Here is a 19,102-nt window from a genome sequence, read left to right as displayed (position 1 = left end):
AGGGATTTATTTCCTTATAAACCGTGAATTGGGGTGTTGAGGTGAAGCCAACTGTCGTTAGTCATGAAGATTACCAAAACTTCGTTTTAGAACAATTAAGAAAGCATTACTCTGGTAACGTCCTTACTATTGTAAATAATGATTGGCCCATTATTTACAAGTTATGGATCACTGACCTTTCTCAGATTACCTCGTGGCTTCGGAGCTCTTATTCGAATAAAGGTCCGGAGCCTCGTGATCCGTCTTCTATGATGCGCTCTTACCTTTTGCTTCTTTTGGCTAAACCAACTCTCAGTATTACTGAATGGGTTGATGAATTGTATCGAGTGCCTTTCTATGCCATCATGAGTGGCTTTGAACCGGGGAAAGTTCCTGGTATAGGGACTTTCTACGATTTTTTCCACCGTTTATGGGGAAGGGATAACGCTAATATAAAACCCAATATCAAACCGAAACGCCAAAAAAAGAAAAAGAAGAAACCCAAGAAAGGCGAAAAAGCGTCCCCATCAAGTCCAGGTATAGTTAGAAAGTTAATCGATCGTTTTTTTCGTTATGATGCTAAGAAAAAAGTGCTGCCAAGCGATCGATTATTTGAATTATTTCAATCTCAATTTCTCCATGTATCAGCGAACCTAGGCTTACTCGGAGACTTGGACGCTCTAGGGGTTGTCGGAGACGGTACCCCGATTGAAACGGCTAGATTTCCAAGAAGCAAGCGTACTTGTGAATGCAGTGCCCAAGGACTAACGAATTGTAACCATCCTCGTCATTATTCCCAACCTGACATCGACTCAGGGTGGGACAGTTCACGGGAACGCTACTTCAACGGATACCATCTCTACATGTTATCCACTAGCGACAGTCGATACGACCTACCCTTGTATCCAAGACTTCAACCAGCTTCCCGGCATGATTCTGTCAGTCTTGTTGCCAGTTCTATTGAATTTTCGCAACGCACTACCTTGGGCACAATTGGTAAGATTCTCTTGGATGCTGCTCATGATGCGGAACCTATTTATGAATTGCTAGATCATTATAATATCGAGCCTTTCATTGATCTGAATGTTCGAACCAAGAAAAATTTCAGCACTGAAAGCGATATACAAATATCTCCCGAAGGGACACCAATTTGTTCTGCAGGGTTAAAAATGAAGCCCAATGGTTTTGATAAATCCAAAAACCGGCAGAAATGGAGATGTCCACTCGCATGCGGCACAAAAATTACTTGTGAGAATCCCTGTTCTAAAGCTAAATACGGTCGAACATTTCATACATTCCGGAAGGACAACCTTCGGTTGTTTACTAAGACTCCGAGAACGTCTGAAAAGTGGAAGCTAACTTATAAGCGTCGTACATCTGTAGAACGGTCGAACAAACGTGAAAAGGTTGATTATCATTTAGAATTAGGTCGTCATCGTTCCACGAAAATGTGGTACATTCGGACTTATGCCATTATGATGTGCCAACATATTGATGCTTGGTACGACGTTAAAAAAGAAAAGCTGAATCTCGAAAATGTCATTTTTAAAAAGTCTGCTTAATCATTTTTAAAAATTTTATAAGCAAGGCTTATTTGGTATGCATTTTTTTGAAAAAGGAAATGAAAAAAAGGAATTTTCATCGAATCGAAGCTAATTTCCAGTTATTTTTTTACAAATCCCATAAAAATGACTTAGTTATTCCGAGAGTCTATATATGTTATAACTAATCTGTCACCACGAAAGATACTTCACCTAATCCATCGAACCGACCAGTGACAACATCTCCTTTTTCTAGCAAAATAGCACTGGTTATCGCTCCAGATAAAATCACATCGCCCTTGCGAACCTTTTCGCCTTTACGTGAAAGCATATTAGCTAGCATCGCAATCGCTTCCGCTGGGTGTCCAAGTACAGCCGCTCCTGCACCTAGTTCCTTTATTTCACCATTAATAGAAAGTGTCACTCCTACTAAATCAAGATCAAATTTGTCCGGCTTATGAAAAGATGTTCCGAAAACGACTCTAGATGTGGAAGCATTATCAGCAATGACATCTGGTAAAGTAAATTGAAAATTAACATACCGACTGTCAATCAGTTCAAGAGCTGGAATAACATATTCTGTTTTTGACAACACATCTGCTGCTGTCACGTTTGGTCCTTCAATGTCTTCTCCAATTACAAAAGCAATCTCTGCTTCTACTTTTGGGTGAATCATGTCCTGTAGATGAACCTTTCCACCATTTTCAATCAACATATAATCAAACACATATCCATAGATGGGCTCATTTACATTCATTTGCTGCATTTTTGCTTTGCTAGTTAAACCCATTTTAGGTCCGACAATTCTTCTCCCTTCTTCTAGCTTAATATTGACGAGCTCCTGTTGGACGAGATATCCTTCTTCCACGGAAAGATCCGGTTTGATATTCTCTGTTACTTTTACGACCTCGCGTTTCTCTTCTTCACCAGCAATCAAATATTTAGCAATCTCTTTATATTCCACTGTCGCCATCACATTTCCTCCTTATAATCCCGCCGTTTGTAGTTTTTTGGCAAGTTCTGCCGCTACATCAAGAATCATATCCTCCTGACCGCCAACCACTTTCATTTTTCCAAGCTCAACGAGAATATCACGGGAATCAATTCCAAATTTTCTGGCTGCTGCTTGTGCGTGTAATAGAAAGCTAGAGTAGACGCCCGCATACCCCAGCACCAAACCGTCTTTTGTGATTTCTTGTGGTTTTTCTAAGATAGGAGCAACGATTTCCTCCGCTACATCCATCATTTTGTAAAGATCTACTCCTGTTTGAATTCCTAAGCGGTCAAGCACTGCTACGAGTACTTCAGTCTGAGTATTTCCTGCACCAGCACCAAGACAGCGAATACTTCCATCAATCCGTCTGGCACCTTCTTCAATCGCGGTAATACTGTTTGCCACTGCTAATGATAAGTTGTTATGGGCATGAAACCCAATATCAATCGAAAGACTTTGTCTAAGCGCACGGATTCGCTCCTTCACTTCATGTGGTAAAAGAGCTCCTGCAGAATCAACCACATACACACTATCCGCACCGTAACTTTCCATAAGCTTCGCTTGCTCTACTAACTTTTCCGTTGGAGCCATATGAGACATCATTAAGAAGCCTACCGTTTCAAGACCTAAGTCTTTTGCAAGAGCAATATGCTGTGGGGCCACGTCGGCCTCTGTCACATGAGTCGCCACCCTCACCATCTTGGCACCAAGCTGTGCCGCATGCTTTAATTCTTGCTTCGTTCCAATTCCGGGAATAAGGAGAACAGAGATTTTAGCCTGCTTTACTGTTGCCGCTGCCGCTTCAATTAATTCCATTTCATTCGTTCGAGAAAATCCATATTGCAATGAGGATCCACCTAAACCATCTCCGTGTGAAACTTCAATATAAGGAACATTTGCTTCGTCTAACCCCTTTGCCACTTGAGTGACCTGTTCCACTGTGAATTGATGCCTAATGGCATGACTACCATCCCTTAATGCAACCTCTGTCAGTATTACATCACGTTTTTCTTCCATTTTAGCTCCTCCTTTCTCTTATACAATGGCTTGTGAAATTTTACGTTTTGCCCATTCTTCCGCAACTTTCACAGCAGCTGCCGTCATAATATCAAGATTTCCAGAATACTTCGGCAAATAATCTCCTGCGCCTTCTACCTCAATAAATACAGTCACATGGTTTCCGTTGAAGATGGGTTCCTGTCTTAACTTATACCCAGGTACATATTCTTGCACTTGTTTTTCCATTTCTTTAATGGAACGAGTAATCCCAACTTCATCCACGTGATCCCCTTTTACTAAAACATGGATAGTGTCTCTCATCATGATCGGAGGCTCGGCTGGATTCAGGATAATGATTGCTTTTCCTACTCTGGCACCACCAATTTTTTCAATTCCACGAGCGGTCGTTTCTGTGAACTCATCAATATTTGCCCTTGTTCCCGGACCCGCACTTTTACTAGAAATGGTTGCAACAATTTCCGCATATTCCACTGGTTGGACAGCGTGTATCGCATGAACCATTGGAATCGTCGCCTGGCCCCCACACGTAATCAGATTAATATTATCTGCGTCTACATGCTCTTTTATATTTACAGGCGGGACAACAAGTGGCCCAACCGCTGCTGGTGTTAAATCAAGAACCTGTTTTCCTGCCTCTCGCAAAAGCTTTGCATGCCTTATATGTGCTTTCGCTGACGTTGCATCAAACACAATATCTGCGAGTTCCGGACGTTCTAAGAATCCTTTTAATCCACTATCAATCGTTTCATATCCAAGCTCTCTCGCTTTTTTTAACCCGTCAGAATTAGGATCAATTCCAATTACCGTCGTTAACTCTAGAACCTCTGACCGCCCAAGCTTCACCATGAGATCTGTACCAATATTCCCTGATCCAAGAATGGCCACCTTCACTTTGCCCATAACACCCATCCTTTCCTATTAAAAATGAACTTTTACTTCCCCAAGATGTGCAAATCTAGCAGAGAATGAATCTCCAGCTTTCGCATCTGCAGCTGCCGATAGTGCGCCAGATAAAATGATTTCTCCTGCTTTAAGAGGAATTCCAAATTCAGATAATTTATTTGCTAGCCAAGCAACACATGTAGCTGGGTTTCCAAGAGCAGCAGCTCCCACTCCGGTATTGACGATTTCATTGTTTCTCGAAAGCACCATGCCAAGCAATTCTAGATTGATTTCGTCCACCTTGGCTTTTCTGTCTCCAAGTACGTAGAAACCGGAAGAGGCATTATCTGCAATCGTATCAGGAAGCTTAATCTTCCAATCCTTCACTCTACTATCTACAATTTCAAGTGCGGGGACAATATAATCTGTTGCTTGTAGGACATCGAGCGTCGTAATATTTGGCCCTATTAAGTCCTTTTTTAGAACAAAGGCGAGTTCAGCTTCGACCTTTGGTTGCAAGACTTTCTCGATCGAAATCGTACCCCCATTTGTTACTTCCATACTGTCTAGCAAATGACCATAGTCTGGTTCATCCACCCCGAGAAGCTTTTGCATAGCAAGTGAGGTAAGTCCGATTTTCTTCCCAATAATTTTCTGTCCTTGTTCCACTTTCATTTGAATGTTTTCTAGTTGAATATGATAAGCTTCCGTTACTGATAGATTTGGATCTAAAATCGTAAGCGGATTGGTTCCAACTCCCGTTTTTTCCGCATCAGATAAAAGGGCAGCATATTCTTTGATTTTATTGGTTACAATAGACATTTCCTTCCCCCACCTTTCCTATAGTTTGATCGTAATATTAGACAATTCAGAGTAGAAATCAAGGCTATGCATTCCTCCGGTTCTACCAATTCCACTATTTTTCATTCCACCAAATGGGGTTCTTAGATCTCTCAGGAACCATGTGTTTACCCAAATAATACCCGCTTCAATTTCGTGTGCCACTCGGTGTGCACGTCGCAGATCATTTGTCCAGATCGTTGCACTTAACCCGTAATGTGTATCATTTGCCTGCATGATCACTTCTTCTTCCATATCAAATGGCATAACCGTTACAACAGGTCCAAATATTTCTTCACGAACACAACGAGAAGTGCGATCAAGACCTGTGATAATTGTTGGTTCAAGGAAATAACCTTTTTCTATTCCTTCTGGTCGCTTTCCACCGGTGAGAATATTCGCGCCATCATTACGAGCAATCTCTATATAGCTATTTACTCTCTCGTAGTGCTCCTTGCTAACTAACGCACCTACATTGGTCGCTTCGGCAAGAGGATCACCCACTCTTAATTCTCTTACTTTTTCAGCGAATTTATTGATAAATTCATTGTAAATTGGTCTTTCAACATAAATGCGAGATCCGCAAAGGCACACTTCCCCTTGATTGATGAAGCTAGATTTAATCGTTGTTTCAATCACTTCATCAAGATCAGAATCAGCAAAAATGATATTTGGATTTTTACCGCCTAACTCATAAGACAGCTTTTTCAACGAGTCAGCTGCAGCTTTCATAATACTAGCCCCAGTACTTGGTTCTCCTATGAAGGAAATGGCATCAATATCTGGATGTTCAGAGATTGCTCCACCTGCAGAATTTGGACCAAACCCGTGTACTAGATTTACGACTCCATCTGGAACGCCTGCCTCTTTACAAATCTCCATAAGTACCGTTGCTGTCATCGGAGTCCATTCTGCTGGTTTAATAACCGCCGTGTTCCCCATACCAAGGCAAGGAGCCAGTTTCCAGGTGAGAAGTAATAATGGTAGATTCCATGGCTTAATAATTCCAACAACCCCTACTGGTCGACGGTAGGCATAATGAATCGCTTGATCATCCTGTTGGTATGCATCTGTTCCAACAGACGTAATATAATCAGCGAAAAAGTGAAAATTATACGCTGCACGCGGAACATCGATTTTGTTTGCTAAGGAAAATGGCTTCCCTGTGTCCAATGATTCGAGCATCGCCAATTCTTCTTGCCTTTCAAGAATCAAATCACCAATGCGGCGAAGGATTTTGGAGCGTTCAACCAGGGTCATCTTTTTCCATGGTCCATTCAATGCTCTTCTTGCTGCACGAACGGCAAAGTCTACCTCCTCTTTTCCTCCTTCTGCCACTGTGCCTAATACTTCTTCTGTTGCTGGATTGATATTTTCAAAGGTTTTATGATTTTGTGATTCAACAAATTGACCATTAATAAAATGTAAGCAATTGATCGCTTTCACTTTCGTTTCTACCTGCATGCTGTATGTCCTCCTAATAATAAATTATTTTTTATTAACTACATGGTAACGCTTACTATCAGCACCAACAACGCCCTTGTTGCTCTATACGCAACAATCTTTATTTTTTTGAAAATTTAATTAAAATACCTCCTTTTTATCAGGAGGCAGTGTATTAGTTACTACTATTTTTATAGAAACATACTCATATTCATCGTCGTGATTACCGATTGATCTGGGAAAATCGTACGTGAGGAGATTTTCCACACACCATTTACTTTTCGAATGATATCATTTCGCTCCCCAAACATTTGTTCAATATCGGTCGTAGAGGCTCTGCTTCTCATAAATAAGAAATAGCTTCTTACCTTGAACTCATCTTCCTTTTCCGTTCCCTCTACAGTTACATTAGTAATAAAATGCCGCTGCCTAGTTGCCGGGTTTTCTACCCAAGCAGATTTTGTATACAAGCGATTGGCTCTAGTAGTTAGAGAGACTTTCGTTTCTTCAAAGAAAGCCATATCTTTAGAAATATCATCCACCCCTACACCTTCTACCGTTTCTCTCAATGGCATTCTGTATACGAGGTCATCCGTGAGTAATTCCAACCATTCCTTGTACTTACGATTGTCGAGGAAATACGCTTCTCTATTTAGTAATGTCGTGATCTCAAGATGGAGCTCGGGTGTCACCTTTCTCTGAATATCTAGATTCATTGCTTAACCTCCTCCTTAAAGAGCCCCTTGGAGATCAGTTCGAGCCATTGTTCGTGCATCCGTCTTGATAAAGCATCTATATACGTCGTTGGATAAGCAGTCCCCGGTCCAGGGAAATTCTCATCCGGTTCCACGTGCGAGTACCCCATTAAATAATTACTCACACTATTGTAGTTCAGTTCTTTGTCTCTCATCATTAAGCCTTTACTTACTTCAACAATTCGGGCCCATGTTTCGGTATCATCTTGTTCTAGTGTTCCACTTGGACCGAATGAACCTAGATACCCTCGATAGGCAGCTTCCTTATATTCCTCTGGTGCTGCCTTATCAATTAAAAACCAGCACCAAACCTCAACCTTTTCTGGCCCAAGCGGTCTCCACATTCGAAAGTTCAAGTAATTATGTAAGTGCCCTTCCGTTCCGTGAATGGGACTTACAAACGATAGGTTGGGATAAACTCCCCCCACGAAAACAGTGACTTTTGATTGAACCTCTAGTTGTTCAGGAGTTAAATGCTTTTCAAACAATGGCCACATAGATTCGGGCATTCCTTGGAACGGTACTCTTGCTTTTCCTGTCTTCGAGGTGATCACATTAATACCATGAGCATTTTTCATCACCACTTGATGTCCATAGCCAGCATATAGAGGGTCTTCCGGACTAATTCCCATTTCAACCGTAGAGCGGTGAGTCGTTTGCACATGATACGGATCAGCAGCAAAGTTTTCTGCAGTCGCCTTCCAATTCGCTTTCGCTACCCAGCGCTGTGGGAGACCTCGCACTTCCATCCCGCCACTTCTTCCAAGAAGAATATCTAAGTACCACTTCATCTCCCCAAGATAATCCTCTAAAGGTTCTGAATTTTTATCAAGATTTCCAAAGATCATTCCTTGATACATTTCAACTTGAGGGATCGGTCTTAACCCCCACTCTGATTTATCCATTTCTTCTCCATACACTTTGTTTCCGGCTACAATCCCTACTAATTCACCGTTCAAATTATAACTCCACCCATGGTAGGGACATGTGAAGGTTTTTTTATTTCCACGATCAGCGGTACATAGCTGTGTTCCTCGATGGGTACATGAATTTAAAAATGCTTTAATATCACCTTCTCGGGTTCTAACTAAGAGTACCGGATCATTGACCATCCAGCGTGTCACATAACTCCCTGGTTCTTTGATTTCCGATTCATGGCCAAGAAACTGCCAGGAATGCCCATAAATTTTTTCAATTTCAAGCTCAAAGATATCTGGATCCGTTAACACCCATTGTGGAAGCAGGCCTTCCTCCATTTTTTCTTTTAATAAGTGAAATGCTTTTTCATCTAATGTTTTCTTGATCATCTGGATTAACTCCTCCTTTAGACTCCCTATTCAATCAGTCCTGGTAAATAGGTGACGATTTCTGGGAAGATAATTAGAACAATGGTAAATGCAACCATGGTAACAATTGCTGGGATAACTCCTTTGAAAATTTGTTGAATGGGGACATCTTTTACCACTCCACTAATAATGTAAACGCTTAACCCAAGAGGAGGTGTAAGAACTCCAATATTAAGCACCATTACCATAATGATTCCGAACCATAATCCATCAAATCCTAATTGAGTAATCAATGGATAAACAATAGGAAGAGTGAGGACCATGATGGCAATTCCCTCTAAAAACATTCCTAAAATAAAGTAGACTACAAGAATCATTGCCATGATGAGATAAGGAGAAACGTCTAGTGATCCAACAGTTGTTGTTAAATACATCGGAATTTGGCTTAACGCTAAGAACTTTCCGAATAACGATGCTCCGATCAGAATTAAAAACAGCATAACCGTCAATCGGATCGATTCATCTAAGGATGAAATGAGCCCTTTAAAACTCAATCGTTTTGTTAATAGAGTTAGGAAAAAGGCACCAATGGCTCCAATTCCACCAGCCTCACTTGGAGTGAAAACACCAAAGTAAATTCCCCCGATACTAATCGCAAATATCAAAAGAAAAGGCCAAACACTTTTTAAAGAGGAGAATTTCTCCTCGATGGTCGCCTTCTCCATTTTAGTTGGGGCAATAGAAGGGTCTAAACGGACTTGAATGTTGATCATCAGCATAAAAAGAAGAGTCATGATGATCCCCGGTACTAATCCCCCAATTAATAGAGGACCGATTGGTTCAGACGTTAATGCTCCATATAATATTAAGATAACACTAGGAGGAATTAATATCCCCAGAGTGCCACCTGCTGCAACTGCTGCCGTAGAAAAGGTCGTCCGGTAATTGTATTCTTTCATTTCAGGAATCGTGATCTTCGCCAAAGTAGCTGTCGTTGCATTGGAAGAGCCAGATATCGCTGCAAAAATGGAGGCTGCACCGACTGTTGCAATCGCAAGACCACCACGAAAATGGCCAATCCACTTATCAACCGCATTAAACAGATCCTTCCCTAGACCTGTGTTAGACATAAACATTCCCATTAATATAAATAGTGGAATAACACTTAACCCATAGTTATTAGAAGTACCAAAAGCAGAGGACCCAAGCTGTGACAATCCGACCTGCCAGTCAGAAAGCCAAGATACACCTAAAAACCCTACTAAAAATAAAGAAAGTCCTACAGAAACCCTTAATAAGATGAGAACCAAGAGTAACACAATTCCTAGTACCCCTATCATTTCTGGACTCATTTCTTCACCACCCTTAGGAAGGATTTTAACGAATCGACTAGATACGTTAATGTAAAACAAACCGCACCAACTATCGCAAGTGTAACGAACAAATAAAGAGGTAGTCCAAGATCTCCGCTTAATTCATTTCCGAAATAAATCCTCTTCGTATATTCGAATAATTGCCAAGAAGTTAGGGACATTAGGATAAATAATATGAGGGAAGTAAAGGCATAAAGTGCGTGTTGGACCTTAACAGGCATCATATTCGTTAAAAAGTCAATTTCAATATGGTCTTTTTTGAGTTGTGCTGAACCAAGGCTAAAGAAAATGATTATGGCTAGCGCCAATCCAGTTAGTTCGTACGTTCCTGTAATTGGCTTATTAAAAAAATATCGACCGAACACATCTGCCGTCGTAAGAAACATTAATAGAAACAAAATGATACTTGAAACTTTATGAAGAACATTATTTAAAGTAGAAACAACTTTCTCGAATGGATGAATAACTTTTTCTAAAAAGGAAACTTCGTCAAGAGCCGAAGCTCTCAACGAAACATCCTTTCTTACTTCTTGTTCCATTACCTACACCTCCAAATTGGAAGACTATCATTCTTCAATAAGCTTTACTGTTTCATCGTAAATCTTCTGACCATCTACCCCTTTTGATTTCATATCAGATAACCATTTTTCCTTTACATCCTCAGAGTTATCCTTAAATTTTTGAAGTTCACTCTCTTCCAGACTAATAAATTCTACACCTGCATCTTTCGCTTCTGTTTCCGCTAAGCCCTTTTGATAATCAAACGCTGCCCCTGCCATTTTCGCCATTGGCTCACCAAGCAGTTCTTCTTCAATGAGCTTTTGATCTTCTGGAGAAATCTTATTCCAGCTATCTTTGTTCATAGCAACGTAGAAAATACTAGTGTTGAAGTTTCCTAATGTAACGTAATCAACCAAATCGGTTAGGTTAAAATCTTTAATAGCTGCAACAGGTAAGACTCCCCCATCAATCACACCCTTTTGAAGTGCATCATAAATTTCTGGTGCTGGTAAGGAAACGGGAGTTGCTCCCCATGACTTAATCATTTCACCTGCTTCAACAGACGGAGTTCGAAGCTTTAAACCTTTCACGTCCTCAAAGCTTCTGACTGCTTTTCCTTTTGTGATAATCGCGTACGGATCAGCTGCGTGAACCCATAACAACTTTAAATCGTCATATTCCTTTTGGATTTCAGGGAACGTATCATAAAGCTTTTGAGCAACAGCACTTAACTCTTCTCCCGTCCCGTTTGCAAGGAATGGAAGTTGAAGAACTGAGTGGGTTGGAAACTTTCCAGCATTATACCCATGTAACCCCCAACCCGCATCCATGATTCCAGTTGTAATATTGTCTAACGTATCCTTAGGACCACCAAGAGCTCCACCCGGATAGATTTGAAATTTCACTCGACCATCGGTAAGCTTTTCTACTTCTTCACTGAACGGTTTCATTGCCTTCGAATCTTGTACATGGTCAGGAGAGTTCATGTGCCCCATCTTAAAGGTAATTGATTTTGTATCCGAAGCAGCTTCGTCTCCCCCAGAGCTTTTCGAACAAGCTGACACAAATACTAGTAAAATCAAGGTTAACATAGTAAAACTAAGCTTCATCCCTCTTTTCAACATCTTACATCCCCCTCTTCGCTTGGTTAAAACGCTTACATTTTGTTGTTTAGAAAAATCTTTTCTCTTAAGTTGGAAAGGATTCTCCTAAAATTTATCAATCTTCACATTTTTTATCTTACCACTACTTTTTACGCTATCAACATTAAAGTTGCTCTATGCGCAACAAAACTCAAAAAAATTATTTTATTTTAAACTTTATAAATATTCACTTTATTTATTTGAATTTATTTGCTATATTCTCCACTATAGAGAAACAAACTGCGTTCTGTTTCAAATGATGAAAAAAGGAGGATACTAGATGGTTACGGAAAAACAGGAAGACCAGCATTTATCATCTGTAAAAAATGCTTTGCGAATATTACGAAGCTTTACGATGGAAGAGCCTGAAAAGAAGATTAGCGATTTATCTACTACTCTTGGTATTAATAAAAGCACGGTGAGCAGGACCATGGCCACGTTAGCTTCTGAGGGATTTGTCTATAAAGATCCAGAGTCAAGAAAGTATCGACTCGGCCTATCCATCCTTTCCTTAAGCGGAATCGTTAATAGTCATATGGACATTTATAAAGAATCACAGTCCGTACTAAACCGTCTGGTAGAAAGTATAGGTGAAACCGCCCATATTTCTGTACTCGATAGTGATGAAGTCATCTATCTTCAAAAGGTCGATTGCCACCACCCTGTTCGTGTATTAACGAATGTTGGAAAAAGAAATCCTCCTTATTGCACGAGCTCAGGCAAGGTGTTATTAGCCTACGCGGATGATCAACTAGTCGATAGAGTCATTGAAAAAGGCTTAACAAGATATACGAAAAACACCATTACCGATCCTAGTAAACTTCGAGCCCATTTAAAACAAATAAAAGAAAACGGTTACACTTTTAGCAGTGAAGAAATTCTCGAAGGGGTAAACTCGATCGCTGCACCTGTCTATGATTATCGTGGAAAGGTCATCGCAGCACTAGCAGTTGTAGGACCAAAACAAAGGATTCAAGCAAATAAAGTTCCAGGCTACACAAAGAAAGTGATTCAAGCCGCCACGGAAATATCAAACCGTATGGGTTATTGGTAAAATTCTATTAAAATAATAAAGGAGAATCTCAATATGCATGATTTTCACACTCATTTTATCCCACATGATGTTCTTGCTTGGTTAAAAGACAATAAAAATATTGTCAATGCAAAATGGATTAAGAAGGAAGAAAATAAAGATGATTTTTTAGTTGTTAATGAAAAATGGGGCTTTGAATTAAAACCATCGTTTATTGACGCAGACTTATATCTTCAAAACCAAAAAGAAGCTGGTGTTTCTCACTCCTTGATTTCACCTATACCACAGCTTTTTATGTATGACTTCCCACATGACATCACCACAGACATTTCCCAAGTATATAATCAATCTTTATCACAATTCGTTACACAATCGAAAGGACACTTATCCGCTCTTGGCACCGTTCCTCTTAGCCATCCTGAGCGAGCTGCACAAATTTTACATGATGCAATGAATCTAGGACTTAAAGGGGCAATCATTGGAACGTCAGCAGCTGGAAAAATGCTTTCAGACGACTTTTTCATTCCATTTTTTAAAGAAGCAAACCGGTTGAAAGCGATTCTCTTCATCCATCCATTGCTAAGCGAAGATCCACGATTAAAAAAATGGATGATGCCCAATCTCATTGGCGTCCCATGGGAAACAACCGTTTGTGCAACTGATATTCTATTAAGTGGTATGATCGACAAATATCCTAACATAAAAATTTTATTTGCTCATGGAGGAGGGTTTCTTCCATATCAAATCGGCAGACTTGATAAAGGATATGAACAATGGGGAGCAGTGTCTTCCAACCTTCAAGGAAAGCCATCAGAGTACTTAAAACGATTCTGGTATGATACCGTCTTATGGAATCCAGCAAGCATTGATTTTCTAGTGGAAACAGTTGGTGAAGATCGAGTCGTACCAGGTTCTGATTTTCCTTTCGATCTTTGTGTGTGGCCGCCAGAGTCTTCAATTACTACAAAAGGAAAACAATCTTTACTAGATTAAAAAAACCGCCACACAGAAAGTAAGGGGTCCGTTTTCTGGTGCTATCCTATTAAAAGACACAAGAAAAGACGTATGAATACGTCTTTTCTTTATTTAGTACCAATTTACTTGACTAAATAGGCTGGTCAATAAAAACCTGCTGATTACCAAATATAGGTCAAGAGGGTCTGCACTTATCGGTTGGGGATCAGGATAAACAACCGAACTGATAAATAGACGGAGAATTTCCGTTTAATTAGTCATTGGATATTAAAACAAGCTAAAATAAACGGAGACATTCCGCCTATTGGGTCAAAAAAGGTGAAAATGTGGTGTTTTGCTTTGCATAACCGGAAAATCTCCGCTTAAATACCCCGAAACGAGCTTCATTCTGTATTTAACCGGAAAGTCTCCGCTTGTTTTCGTTTTCTCGTTACTGAATTAAGGACATAACATCTTATTTAAAAGGGAGTGAGTTTTATCTCAAAAATTCAAGAGAACCTCATTTTGATACATTAACCGTATCGCAAATAACTGAGGTTATTCACTTAGGAGCTCATAAACTTCAGTGTCCAATTTAATAGCTAAGTCTTTATTATACGTTTTCTCAAAAGCTAATCAAGGAAACCATCGTTTCTCCCTGCAAAGAAGAAATCAGGTCAGCCGTCAACTTGTCTGCACTTCCCAATATTTAGTGGAATGCATGAACTAAGTTAGCTTTTCTAGATGTAATTTGCGAGAATTTTTTCTAGATTAAATAATAAAAGGTTGCCAGAGCAACCTTTTTTACTTTCATTAAAATAGCGTCTTTAATTCTTCCCTATTTTGCAGCAAATCTTCTAATGTATATCCGTCTAAAACTTTCATATAGGAGTTTAGTGCCTCATTCAATACAAATTTCAATTTACAAGCCGGACTTAATTTGCAAGTGTTTCTCGTCTCGTCAAAGCATTCAACCAAATTAATAGGGCTCTCTGTATGACGAACAATCGCACCAATATTGATTTGAGTTGGCTCTTTTGCTAGCTTAATACCTCCATTTCTTCCCCTAACGGTTTCAATCATCCCGAGCTTTCCTAATTCATACACCACTTTACTTAAATGGTTATTAGAGATGTTATAAAAACTTGAAATTTCTTTAATATTTGATTTTACACCGTTCGTCTGCATTCCCAAATAGATCAGTACACGTAATGTATAGTCTGTATATGTGGTTAATTGCATAGTAATCACCCTTGTTCTCAATTACATTTCAGTAATTTAAATATAACATAAAGCATCTTTTCACATCATAAATGTGAACATTCTGTTAAACATGTATTTAAAATATTGCTTTAATTAATCACCAAAGTCTAAAATAAACATGTATTTAAAATATATCTTTAACACCGTGAGAATATTATTAAGGGGAGATTAGCATGACAACAGCCACAAGTCCATTAGATACGAAAACGATTGAAATTATTAAATCTACTGTTCCTGTCCTAGCACAACATGGAGAAGCCATTACTAAGAGATTCTACGAAATGATGTTTACAAACCATCCCGAGTTGTTAAATATCTTCAACCATGCCAATCAAAAACAAGGAAGACAGCCTAAAGCATTGGCGAATACGGTCTATGCTGCCGCTGCTTATATTGATAATTTAGAAGCCATTCTACCAGTTGTTAGACAAATTGCCCATAAACATAGAAGTTTACAAGTCAAAGCTGAGCATTATCCAATCGTCGGTAAACATTTATTATTGGCAATAAAAGATGTACTTGGCGATGCTGCGACCGATGACATTATTGATGCTTGGGGGAAAGCGTATGGAGTCATTGCTGATGTATTTATTCAAGTAGAGAAAGAAATGTATGAGGAAACAGTATCTCAATCTGGTGGCTGGAATGATTTCAGAGACTTCACTGTTGCTAAAAAAGTAAAAGAAAGTGAAGTAATTACCTCTTTCTACTTACAGCCGAAAGATGGTAAGGGAATTCCTACTTTTACTCCTGGCCAGTATATTAGCATTCGTGTAAAAATTGCCGGAGAAGAGTACACTCATATTCGCCAGTATAGCTTATCTGATAGCCCTGAAAAAGAGTACTACCGTATTAGTGTAAAAAAAGAAACCTCTTCTTCTGAACATATCCCAAACGGGAAAGTATCTACTTACTTACACGATACCATCCAAGAAGGAGATACTCTAGAAGTGACAGCCCCTGCCGGTGACTTTGTTCTAGATGTAGAATCTACCGAACCTGTTGTATTCTTGAGCGGTGGTGTTGGTATAACACCGATGATCAGTATGCTAAATACGATTGCTACTCAACAACCAAATCGAAAAGTCACATTTATTCACGCCGCAATTAACGGAACGACCCATGCTATGCATGAGCATGTTAAAGAACTTTCTAATCAATCGGAGAATATCGAGTATTATCTTTGCTATGAAAAGCCAACCGAAAAGGATTTATTAAATAAAGAGTATACTAAAGAAGGATATATGGATCTGCCATGGATTGATTCCATCGTTAAAGATAAAAACGCTTCTTTCTACTTCTGTGGTCCGATTCCATTCATGAAAACAGTAAATAACACATTAAAAGAGTTAGGTATTTCTTCTGATAAGATTCATTTTGAATTCTTCGGTCCTGCTGATCAGTTAAATTAAGTGTTAAGTGAAAAAGCCATTCTAGCTGATATATAGCTAAATGGCTTTTTCACACTCAAAATTCTTTCAACAATTGATCGACCTGAGAAACAATACCATTGATGAGTTCATGAACAGTTTGCCGTTGACTCATCCTAACCCCTTGACCCGACCAAAGAGACATAAACTCAGGATTATTTTGTCTTGCAGCTTCTTTTCTAATAGGACTAGTTAAGTAATGTTGGATGGGATAAGCTGCTATTAAGTGTTCACTGTGCTTCAGCCCTTTCATAAACTGGTTATTAATTCCTCTAGCAGGTTTTCCTGAAAATACGGTAGTTAACATCGTCTCGTCTTCGGTTGCTTGTAGAATAGCATTTTTGTGCTCTTCATGTGCTCCACTCTCTATCGTAGTGAGGAAAGCTGTCCCCATTTGAACTGCTTTTGAGCCTAAAAACATAGAAGCTATCAAACCTCTACCATCCATCACTCCGCCGGAAGCAATGACGGGAATACTGACACGATCCACAACCTGAGGCACTAAAGCCATTAAGCCTATTAGACTTTCTTGCGTATCTTTTATAAAAGTTCCCCGATGCCCCCCAGCTTCACTTCCTTGAACTACAACAGCATCCATCCCCATATTTTCATTGATTACAGCTTCATTCACAGTTGTAGCTGTTCCAATGACAATGATCTTATGTTTCTTTAATTCTCTTATTACATCCTCTGATGGGATACCAAAAGTAAAAGAGCACACAGGCACCTTTTCTTCAATGATTATTTTTACTTTTTCTTCAAATGTAGAGCCGTTTTCGTATGTAGGTAATTCACCTTTTATCCCTAATGTGTTTCTAAGAGGTTGTAAGAGTTCGTTTGCTTCATTAATACCTTCTTCTGATATCTCGGGTTGTTCTGGTATAAATAAGTTAACCCCAAATGTTCTGGTAGTTAAAGATTTTATTTCCCTTATCTGAAGACGTAATTCATCGGGCTGCATATATCCAGCACCAATCATCCCTAAGGCCCCTGCGTTTGACACCGTAGAGACAAACCTGGAAGTCGTAACACCACCTGCCATAGGTGCTTGAATGATCGGATAATCCAATCCTAGTAGTTCCGTTAATTTATTTTGATACCACATCAATATCACCCTTCCATCCACTTTGACAATTTCTTTTATTTCCTCTTTAAATTCGTTACAATATCTCACTTTCCTTCAGGCAAGGATAGTTTATTGAATAGCCAGATTGACAATATAACAATAAATCTATATATTCGAATTTATTGTGACTACTAAAATATGTTTGTAATATAGTAGTTTAATCAAAAAAACATCTAGAAGGAGTTTCAACATGCAACAGAAAATACCGTTTTCCACTTATGCATTGATCGGTACAATGCTATTCGGTCTTTACTTTGGTGCAGGAAATTTAATTTTTCCTATCCAATTAGGCCAACTTGCAGGTACAAACTTTTGGCCAGCACTTATTGGATTTTTAGTCACAGCCATTGGCCTCCCCTTTTTAGGTATTCTTGCAATTGGATTATCAGGAAGTACAGGCCTTCGTGATTTAGCAAGTCGGGTGCATCCACTTTTTGGTGTCGTATTTGCGATGGCCCTTTACTTAACGATTGGACCGTTCTTCGCGATCCCACGAACGGCAACAGTACCATTCGTTGTTGGCTTCGAACCGTATATCAATCCAGATTCAGCAAGTTTATGGCTCGGACTATTTAGCCTTGTATTTTTTGCCATTGTTTATTATTTCTCTTTAAACCCAGCAAAGATTATGGACTACGTTGGAAAGTATTTAACACCGGCCTTTTTACTATTTTTATTTATTTTAATTGTGACTGCGATTTTGAAGCCGATGGGTAACTTTGGTGAACCAACTGGTGAGTATAAAAACTTAGCCTTTATGACTGGCTTTAAAGAAGGCTATAACACGATGGATGCCCTTGCCTCCCTTGCCTTCGGAATTGTTGTTATCAACGCGATTAAGAGTCAGGGAATTACCGAAACGAAAGCCATTGCTAAAGCGACTTGGCAGTCAGGTGTATTTGCGATGGGACTTATGACGCTCATTTATGGTCTTATTACGTTTATGGGTGCATCTAGTATAACCGCAGTTGGAACGTTTACGAATGGCGGGGAGATATTTGCTGCCGTTTCTCAGCATTACTTCGGATCATTCGGTAATATTTTATTAGCGATTATTATTGTTCTCGCTTGTTTAAAAACGAGTATTGGACTTATTACGGCGTGTAGTGAATTTTTCCATAATGTATTTCCAAAAGTAAGTTACCGTTGGTTTGTGCTTATGTTATGTATCGTTTCTTTTGCCATTGCTAATTTCGGTTTGAACAATATCATTTTGTTTTCTATCCCAGTATTAATGTTCCTATATCCGTTAGCGATTGTTCTAATTTTATTGGCTTTATTTTCACCGCTATTTAAAGGCAAACAAAGCGTTTTCGCTGCTTCGATGCTACTCACATTCTTTGTCAGTATCATTGATGGGTATAGCACATTAGCAACTTATTTACCTGGAGCGACTGTAGGATTGTTTGAGAGTGTTAAAACTTTTTATGTGAATTATTTACCACTATATCAAATTGGCCTTGGGTGGATGCTGCCCGCTTTTATTGGCGTGATCATTGGGTTGATTTGGCCGAGTAAAACGAAATAGAGAGCAATAGAA

17 protein-coding genes are annotated in these 19,102 nt (G+C 39.4%); 5 read left to right on the top strand and 12 right to left on the bottom strand.

Annotated features, from left to right (window positions below):
• The first annotated feature begins 41 nt into the window (after window positions 1-41).
• Window positions 42-1,541, top strand: coding sequence for a transposase (locus tag MKX65_RS09060; RefSeq protein WP_340902990.1), 1,500 nt, complete (start codon window positions 42-44; stop codon window positions 1,539-1,541).
• Window positions 1,542-1,704: 163 nt separating this feature from the next.
• Here the strand turns inward: MKX65_RS09060 and MKX65_RS09055 are convergent, their stop codons facing one another.
• The 10 genes from MKX65_RS09055 to MKX65_RS09010 form a co-directional block, all read right to left on the bottom strand.
• Complete coding sequence (locus MKX65_RS09055; RefSeq protein ID WP_340903323.1) at window positions 1,705-2,493, bottom strand: 2-keto-4-pentenoate hydratase; 789 nt, start codon at window positions 2,491-2,493, stop codon at window positions 1,705-1,707.
• Between the two features lie 12 nt (window positions 2,494-2,505).
• Window positions 2,506-3,531, bottom strand: coding sequence for a 4-hydroxy-2-oxovalerate aldolase (dmpG, locus tag MKX65_RS09050; protein WP_340903322.1), 1,026 nt, complete (start codon window positions 3,529-3,531; stop codon window positions 2,506-2,508).
• Window positions 3,532-3,549: 18 nt separating this feature from the next.
• A complete protein-coding gene (locus MKX65_RS09045; RefSeq protein WP_340903320.1) occupies window positions 3,550-4,434 on the bottom strand; it encodes an acetaldehyde dehydrogenase (acetylating) in 885 nt (294 codons plus the stop codon).
• 18 nt (window positions 4,435-4,452) lie between these two features.
• Window positions 4,453-5,238, bottom strand: a complete 786-nt coding sequence (locus MKX65_RS09040) for a 2-keto-4-pentenoate hydratase (RefSeq protein WP_340903319.1) — start codon at window positions 5,236-5,238, stop codon at window positions 4,453-4,455.
• 18 nt (window positions 5,239-5,256) lie between these two features.
• Window positions 5,257-6,720 carry an aldehyde dehydrogenase gene (locus MKX65_RS09035; RefSeq protein WP_160545468.1) on the bottom strand — a complete coding sequence of 488 codons (1,464 nt, stop codon included), beginning with the start codon at window positions 6,718-6,720 and terminating at the stop codon, window positions 5,257-5,259.
• Window positions 6,721-6,890: 170 nt separating this feature from the next.
• The gene (locus MKX65_RS09030; RefSeq protein ID WP_340903317.1) at window positions 6,891-7,415 is read right to left on the bottom strand and encodes a 3-phenylpropionate/cinnamic acid dioxygenase subunit beta; all 525 of its coding nucleotides are present in this window, start codon (window positions 7,413-7,415) and stop codon (window positions 6,891-6,893) included.
• Window positions 7,412-8,761, bottom strand: coding sequence for an aromatic ring-hydroxylating oxygenase subunit alpha (locus MKX65_RS09025; protein ID WP_340903315.1), 1,350 nt, complete (start codon window positions 8,759-8,761; stop codon window positions 7,412-7,414). The genes MKX65_RS09030 and MKX65_RS09025 overlap by 4 nt, the downstream gene beginning before the upstream one ends.
• A gap of 26 nt (window positions 8,762-8,787) precedes the next feature.
• Entirely contained in the window at window positions 8,788-10,092 is a 1,305-nt protein-coding gene (locus tag MKX65_RS09020) for a TRAP transporter large permease (protein WP_340903314.1), read from the bottom strand.
• A complete protein-coding gene (locus tag MKX65_RS09015; protein WP_340903311.1) occupies window positions 10,089-10,652 on the bottom strand; it encodes a TRAP transporter small permease in 564 nt (187 codons plus the stop codon). Before MKX65_RS09015 ends, MKX65_RS09020 begins: the two co-directional genes overlap by 4 nt.
• 27 nt (window positions 10,653-10,679) lie before the next feature.
• Window positions 10,680-11,738, bottom strand: a complete 1,059-nt coding sequence (locus tag MKX65_RS09010) for a TRAP transporter substrate-binding protein (RefSeq protein WP_340903310.1) — start codon at window positions 11,736-11,738, stop codon at window positions 10,680-10,682.
• Between the two features lie 298 nt (window positions 11,739-12,036).
• On the opposite strand from MKX65_RS09010, the gene MKX65_RS09005 reads away from it, so the two are divergent.
• On the top strand, window positions 12,037-12,810 hold the full coding sequence (locus MKX65_RS09005) for an IclR family transcriptional regulator (RefSeq protein ID WP_340903308.1): 774 nt from the start codon (window positions 12,037-12,039) through the stop codon (window positions 12,808-12,810).
• 33 nt (window positions 12,811-12,843) lie between these two features.
• Window positions 12,844-13,782 (top strand): amidohydrolase family protein, encoded by a 939-nt coding sequence (locus tag MKX65_RS09000; RefSeq protein ID WP_340903306.1) that lies wholly within the window; start codon window positions 12,844-12,846, stop codon window positions 13,780-13,782.
• A 774-nt stretch (window positions 13,783-14,556) separates the two neighbouring features.
• Here MKX65_RS09000 and MKX65_RS08995 read toward each other — a convergent pair.
• The gene (locus tag MKX65_RS08995) at window positions 14,557-14,985 is read right to left on the bottom strand and encodes an RrF2 family transcriptional regulator (protein WP_340903304.1); all 429 of its coding nucleotides are present in this window, start codon (window positions 14,983-14,985) and stop codon (window positions 14,557-14,559) included.
• 194 nt (window positions 14,986-15,179) lie between these two features.
• On the opposite strand from MKX65_RS08995, the gene hmpA reads away from it, so the two are divergent.
• Window positions 15,180-16,418, top strand: a complete 1,239-nt coding sequence (hmpA, locus tag MKX65_RS08990; RefSeq protein ID WP_340903302.1) for an NO-inducible flavohemoprotein — start codon at window positions 15,180-15,182, stop codon at window positions 16,416-16,418.
• A gap of 55 nt (window positions 16,419-16,473) precedes the next feature.
• Here the strand turns inward: hmpA and MKX65_RS08985 are convergent, their stop codons facing one another.
• Window positions 16,474-17,541 carry an NAD(P)H-dependent flavin oxidoreductase gene (locus MKX65_RS08985; protein WP_340906198.1) on the bottom strand — a complete coding sequence of 356 codons (1,068 nt, stop codon included), beginning with the start codon at window positions 17,539-17,541 and terminating at the stop codon, window positions 16,474-16,476.
• A gap of 211 nt (window positions 17,542-17,752) precedes the next feature.
• Between MKX65_RS08985 and brnQ the strand changes: the two genes are divergently transcribed.
• Entirely contained in the window at window positions 17,753-19,090 is a 1,338-nt protein-coding gene (gene brnQ / locus MKX65_RS08980; RefSeq protein WP_340903301.1) for a branched-chain amino acid transport system II carrier protein, read from the top strand.
• The last annotated feature ends 12 nt before the right edge of the window (window positions 19,091-19,102 follow it).

This window comes from Robertmurraya sp. FSL R5-0851 (assembly GCF_038002965.1).
In the GTDB taxonomy this organism is placed as follows: domain Bacteria; phylum Bacillota; class Bacilli; order Bacillales; family Cytobacillaceae; genus Robertmurraya_A; species Robertmurraya_A beringensis.
The sequence above is the reverse complement of the archived record's forward strand: the minus strand, read 5'-3'. Positions and strand labels throughout refer to the sequence as shown.

Bases quoted from the DNA above. Each gene is read 5' to 3' on its own strand.
- MKX65_RS09055 (WP_340903323.1), bottom strand. From the start codon at position 2,493: ATGGCGACAGTGGAATATAAAGAGATTGCTAAATATTTGATTGCTGGT.
- dmpG (WP_340903322.1), bottom strand. From the start codon at position 3,531: ATGGAAGAAAAACGTGATGTAATACTGACAGAGGTTGCATTAAGGGAT.
- MKX65_RS09045 (WP_340903320.1), bottom strand. From the start codon at position 4,434: ATGGGCAAAGTGAAGGTGGCCATTCTTGGATCAGGGAATATTGGTACA.
- MKX65_RS09040 (WP_340903319.1), bottom strand. From the start codon at position 5,238: ATGTCTATTGTAACCAATAAAATCAAAGAATATGCTGCCCTTTTATCT.
- MKX65_RS09035 (WP_160545468.1), bottom strand. From the start codon at position 6,720: ATGCAGGTAGAAACGAAAGTGAAAGCGATCAATTGCTTACATTTTATT.
- MKX65_RS09030 (WP_340903317.1), bottom strand. From the start codon at position 7,415: ATGAATCTAGATATTCAGAGAAAGGTGACACCCGAGCTCCATCTTGAG.
- MKX65_RS09025 (WP_340903315.1), bottom strand. From the start codon at position 8,761: ATGATCAAGAAAACATTAGATGAAAAAGCATTTCACTTATTAAAAGAA.
- MKX65_RS09020 (WP_340903314.1), bottom strand. From the start codon at position 10,092: ATGAGTCCAGAAATGATAGGGGTACTAGGAATTGTGTTACTCTTGGTT.
- MKX65_RS09015 (WP_340903311.1), bottom strand. From the start codon at position 10,652: ATGGAACAAGAAGTAAGAAAGGATGTTTCGTTGAGAGCTTCGGCTCTT.
- MKX65_RS09010 (WP_340903310.1), bottom strand. From the start codon at position 11,738: ATGTTGAAAAGAGGGATGAAGCTTAGTTTTACTATGTTAACCTTGATT.
- MKX65_RS09005 (WP_340903308.1), top strand. From the start codon at position 12,037: ATGGTTACGGAAAAACAGGAAGACCAGCATTTATCATCTGTAAAAAAT.
- MKX65_RS09000 (WP_340903306.1), top strand. From the start codon at position 12,844: ATGCATGATTTTCACACTCATTTTATCCCACATGATGTTCTTGCTTGG.
- MKX65_RS08995 (WP_340903304.1), bottom strand. From the start codon at position 14,985: ATGCAATTAACCACATATACAGACTATACATTACGTGTACTGATCTAT.
- hmpA (WP_340903302.1), top strand. From the start codon at position 15,180: ATGACAACAGCCACAAGTCCATTAGATACGAAAACGATTGAAATTATT.
- MKX65_RS08985 (WP_340906198.1), bottom strand. From the start codon at position 17,541: ATGTGGTATCAAAATAAATTAACGGAACTACTAGGATTGGATTATCCG.
- brnQ (WP_340903301.1), top strand. From the start codon at position 17,753: ATGCAACAGAAAATACCGTTTTCCACTTATGCATTGATCGGTACAATG.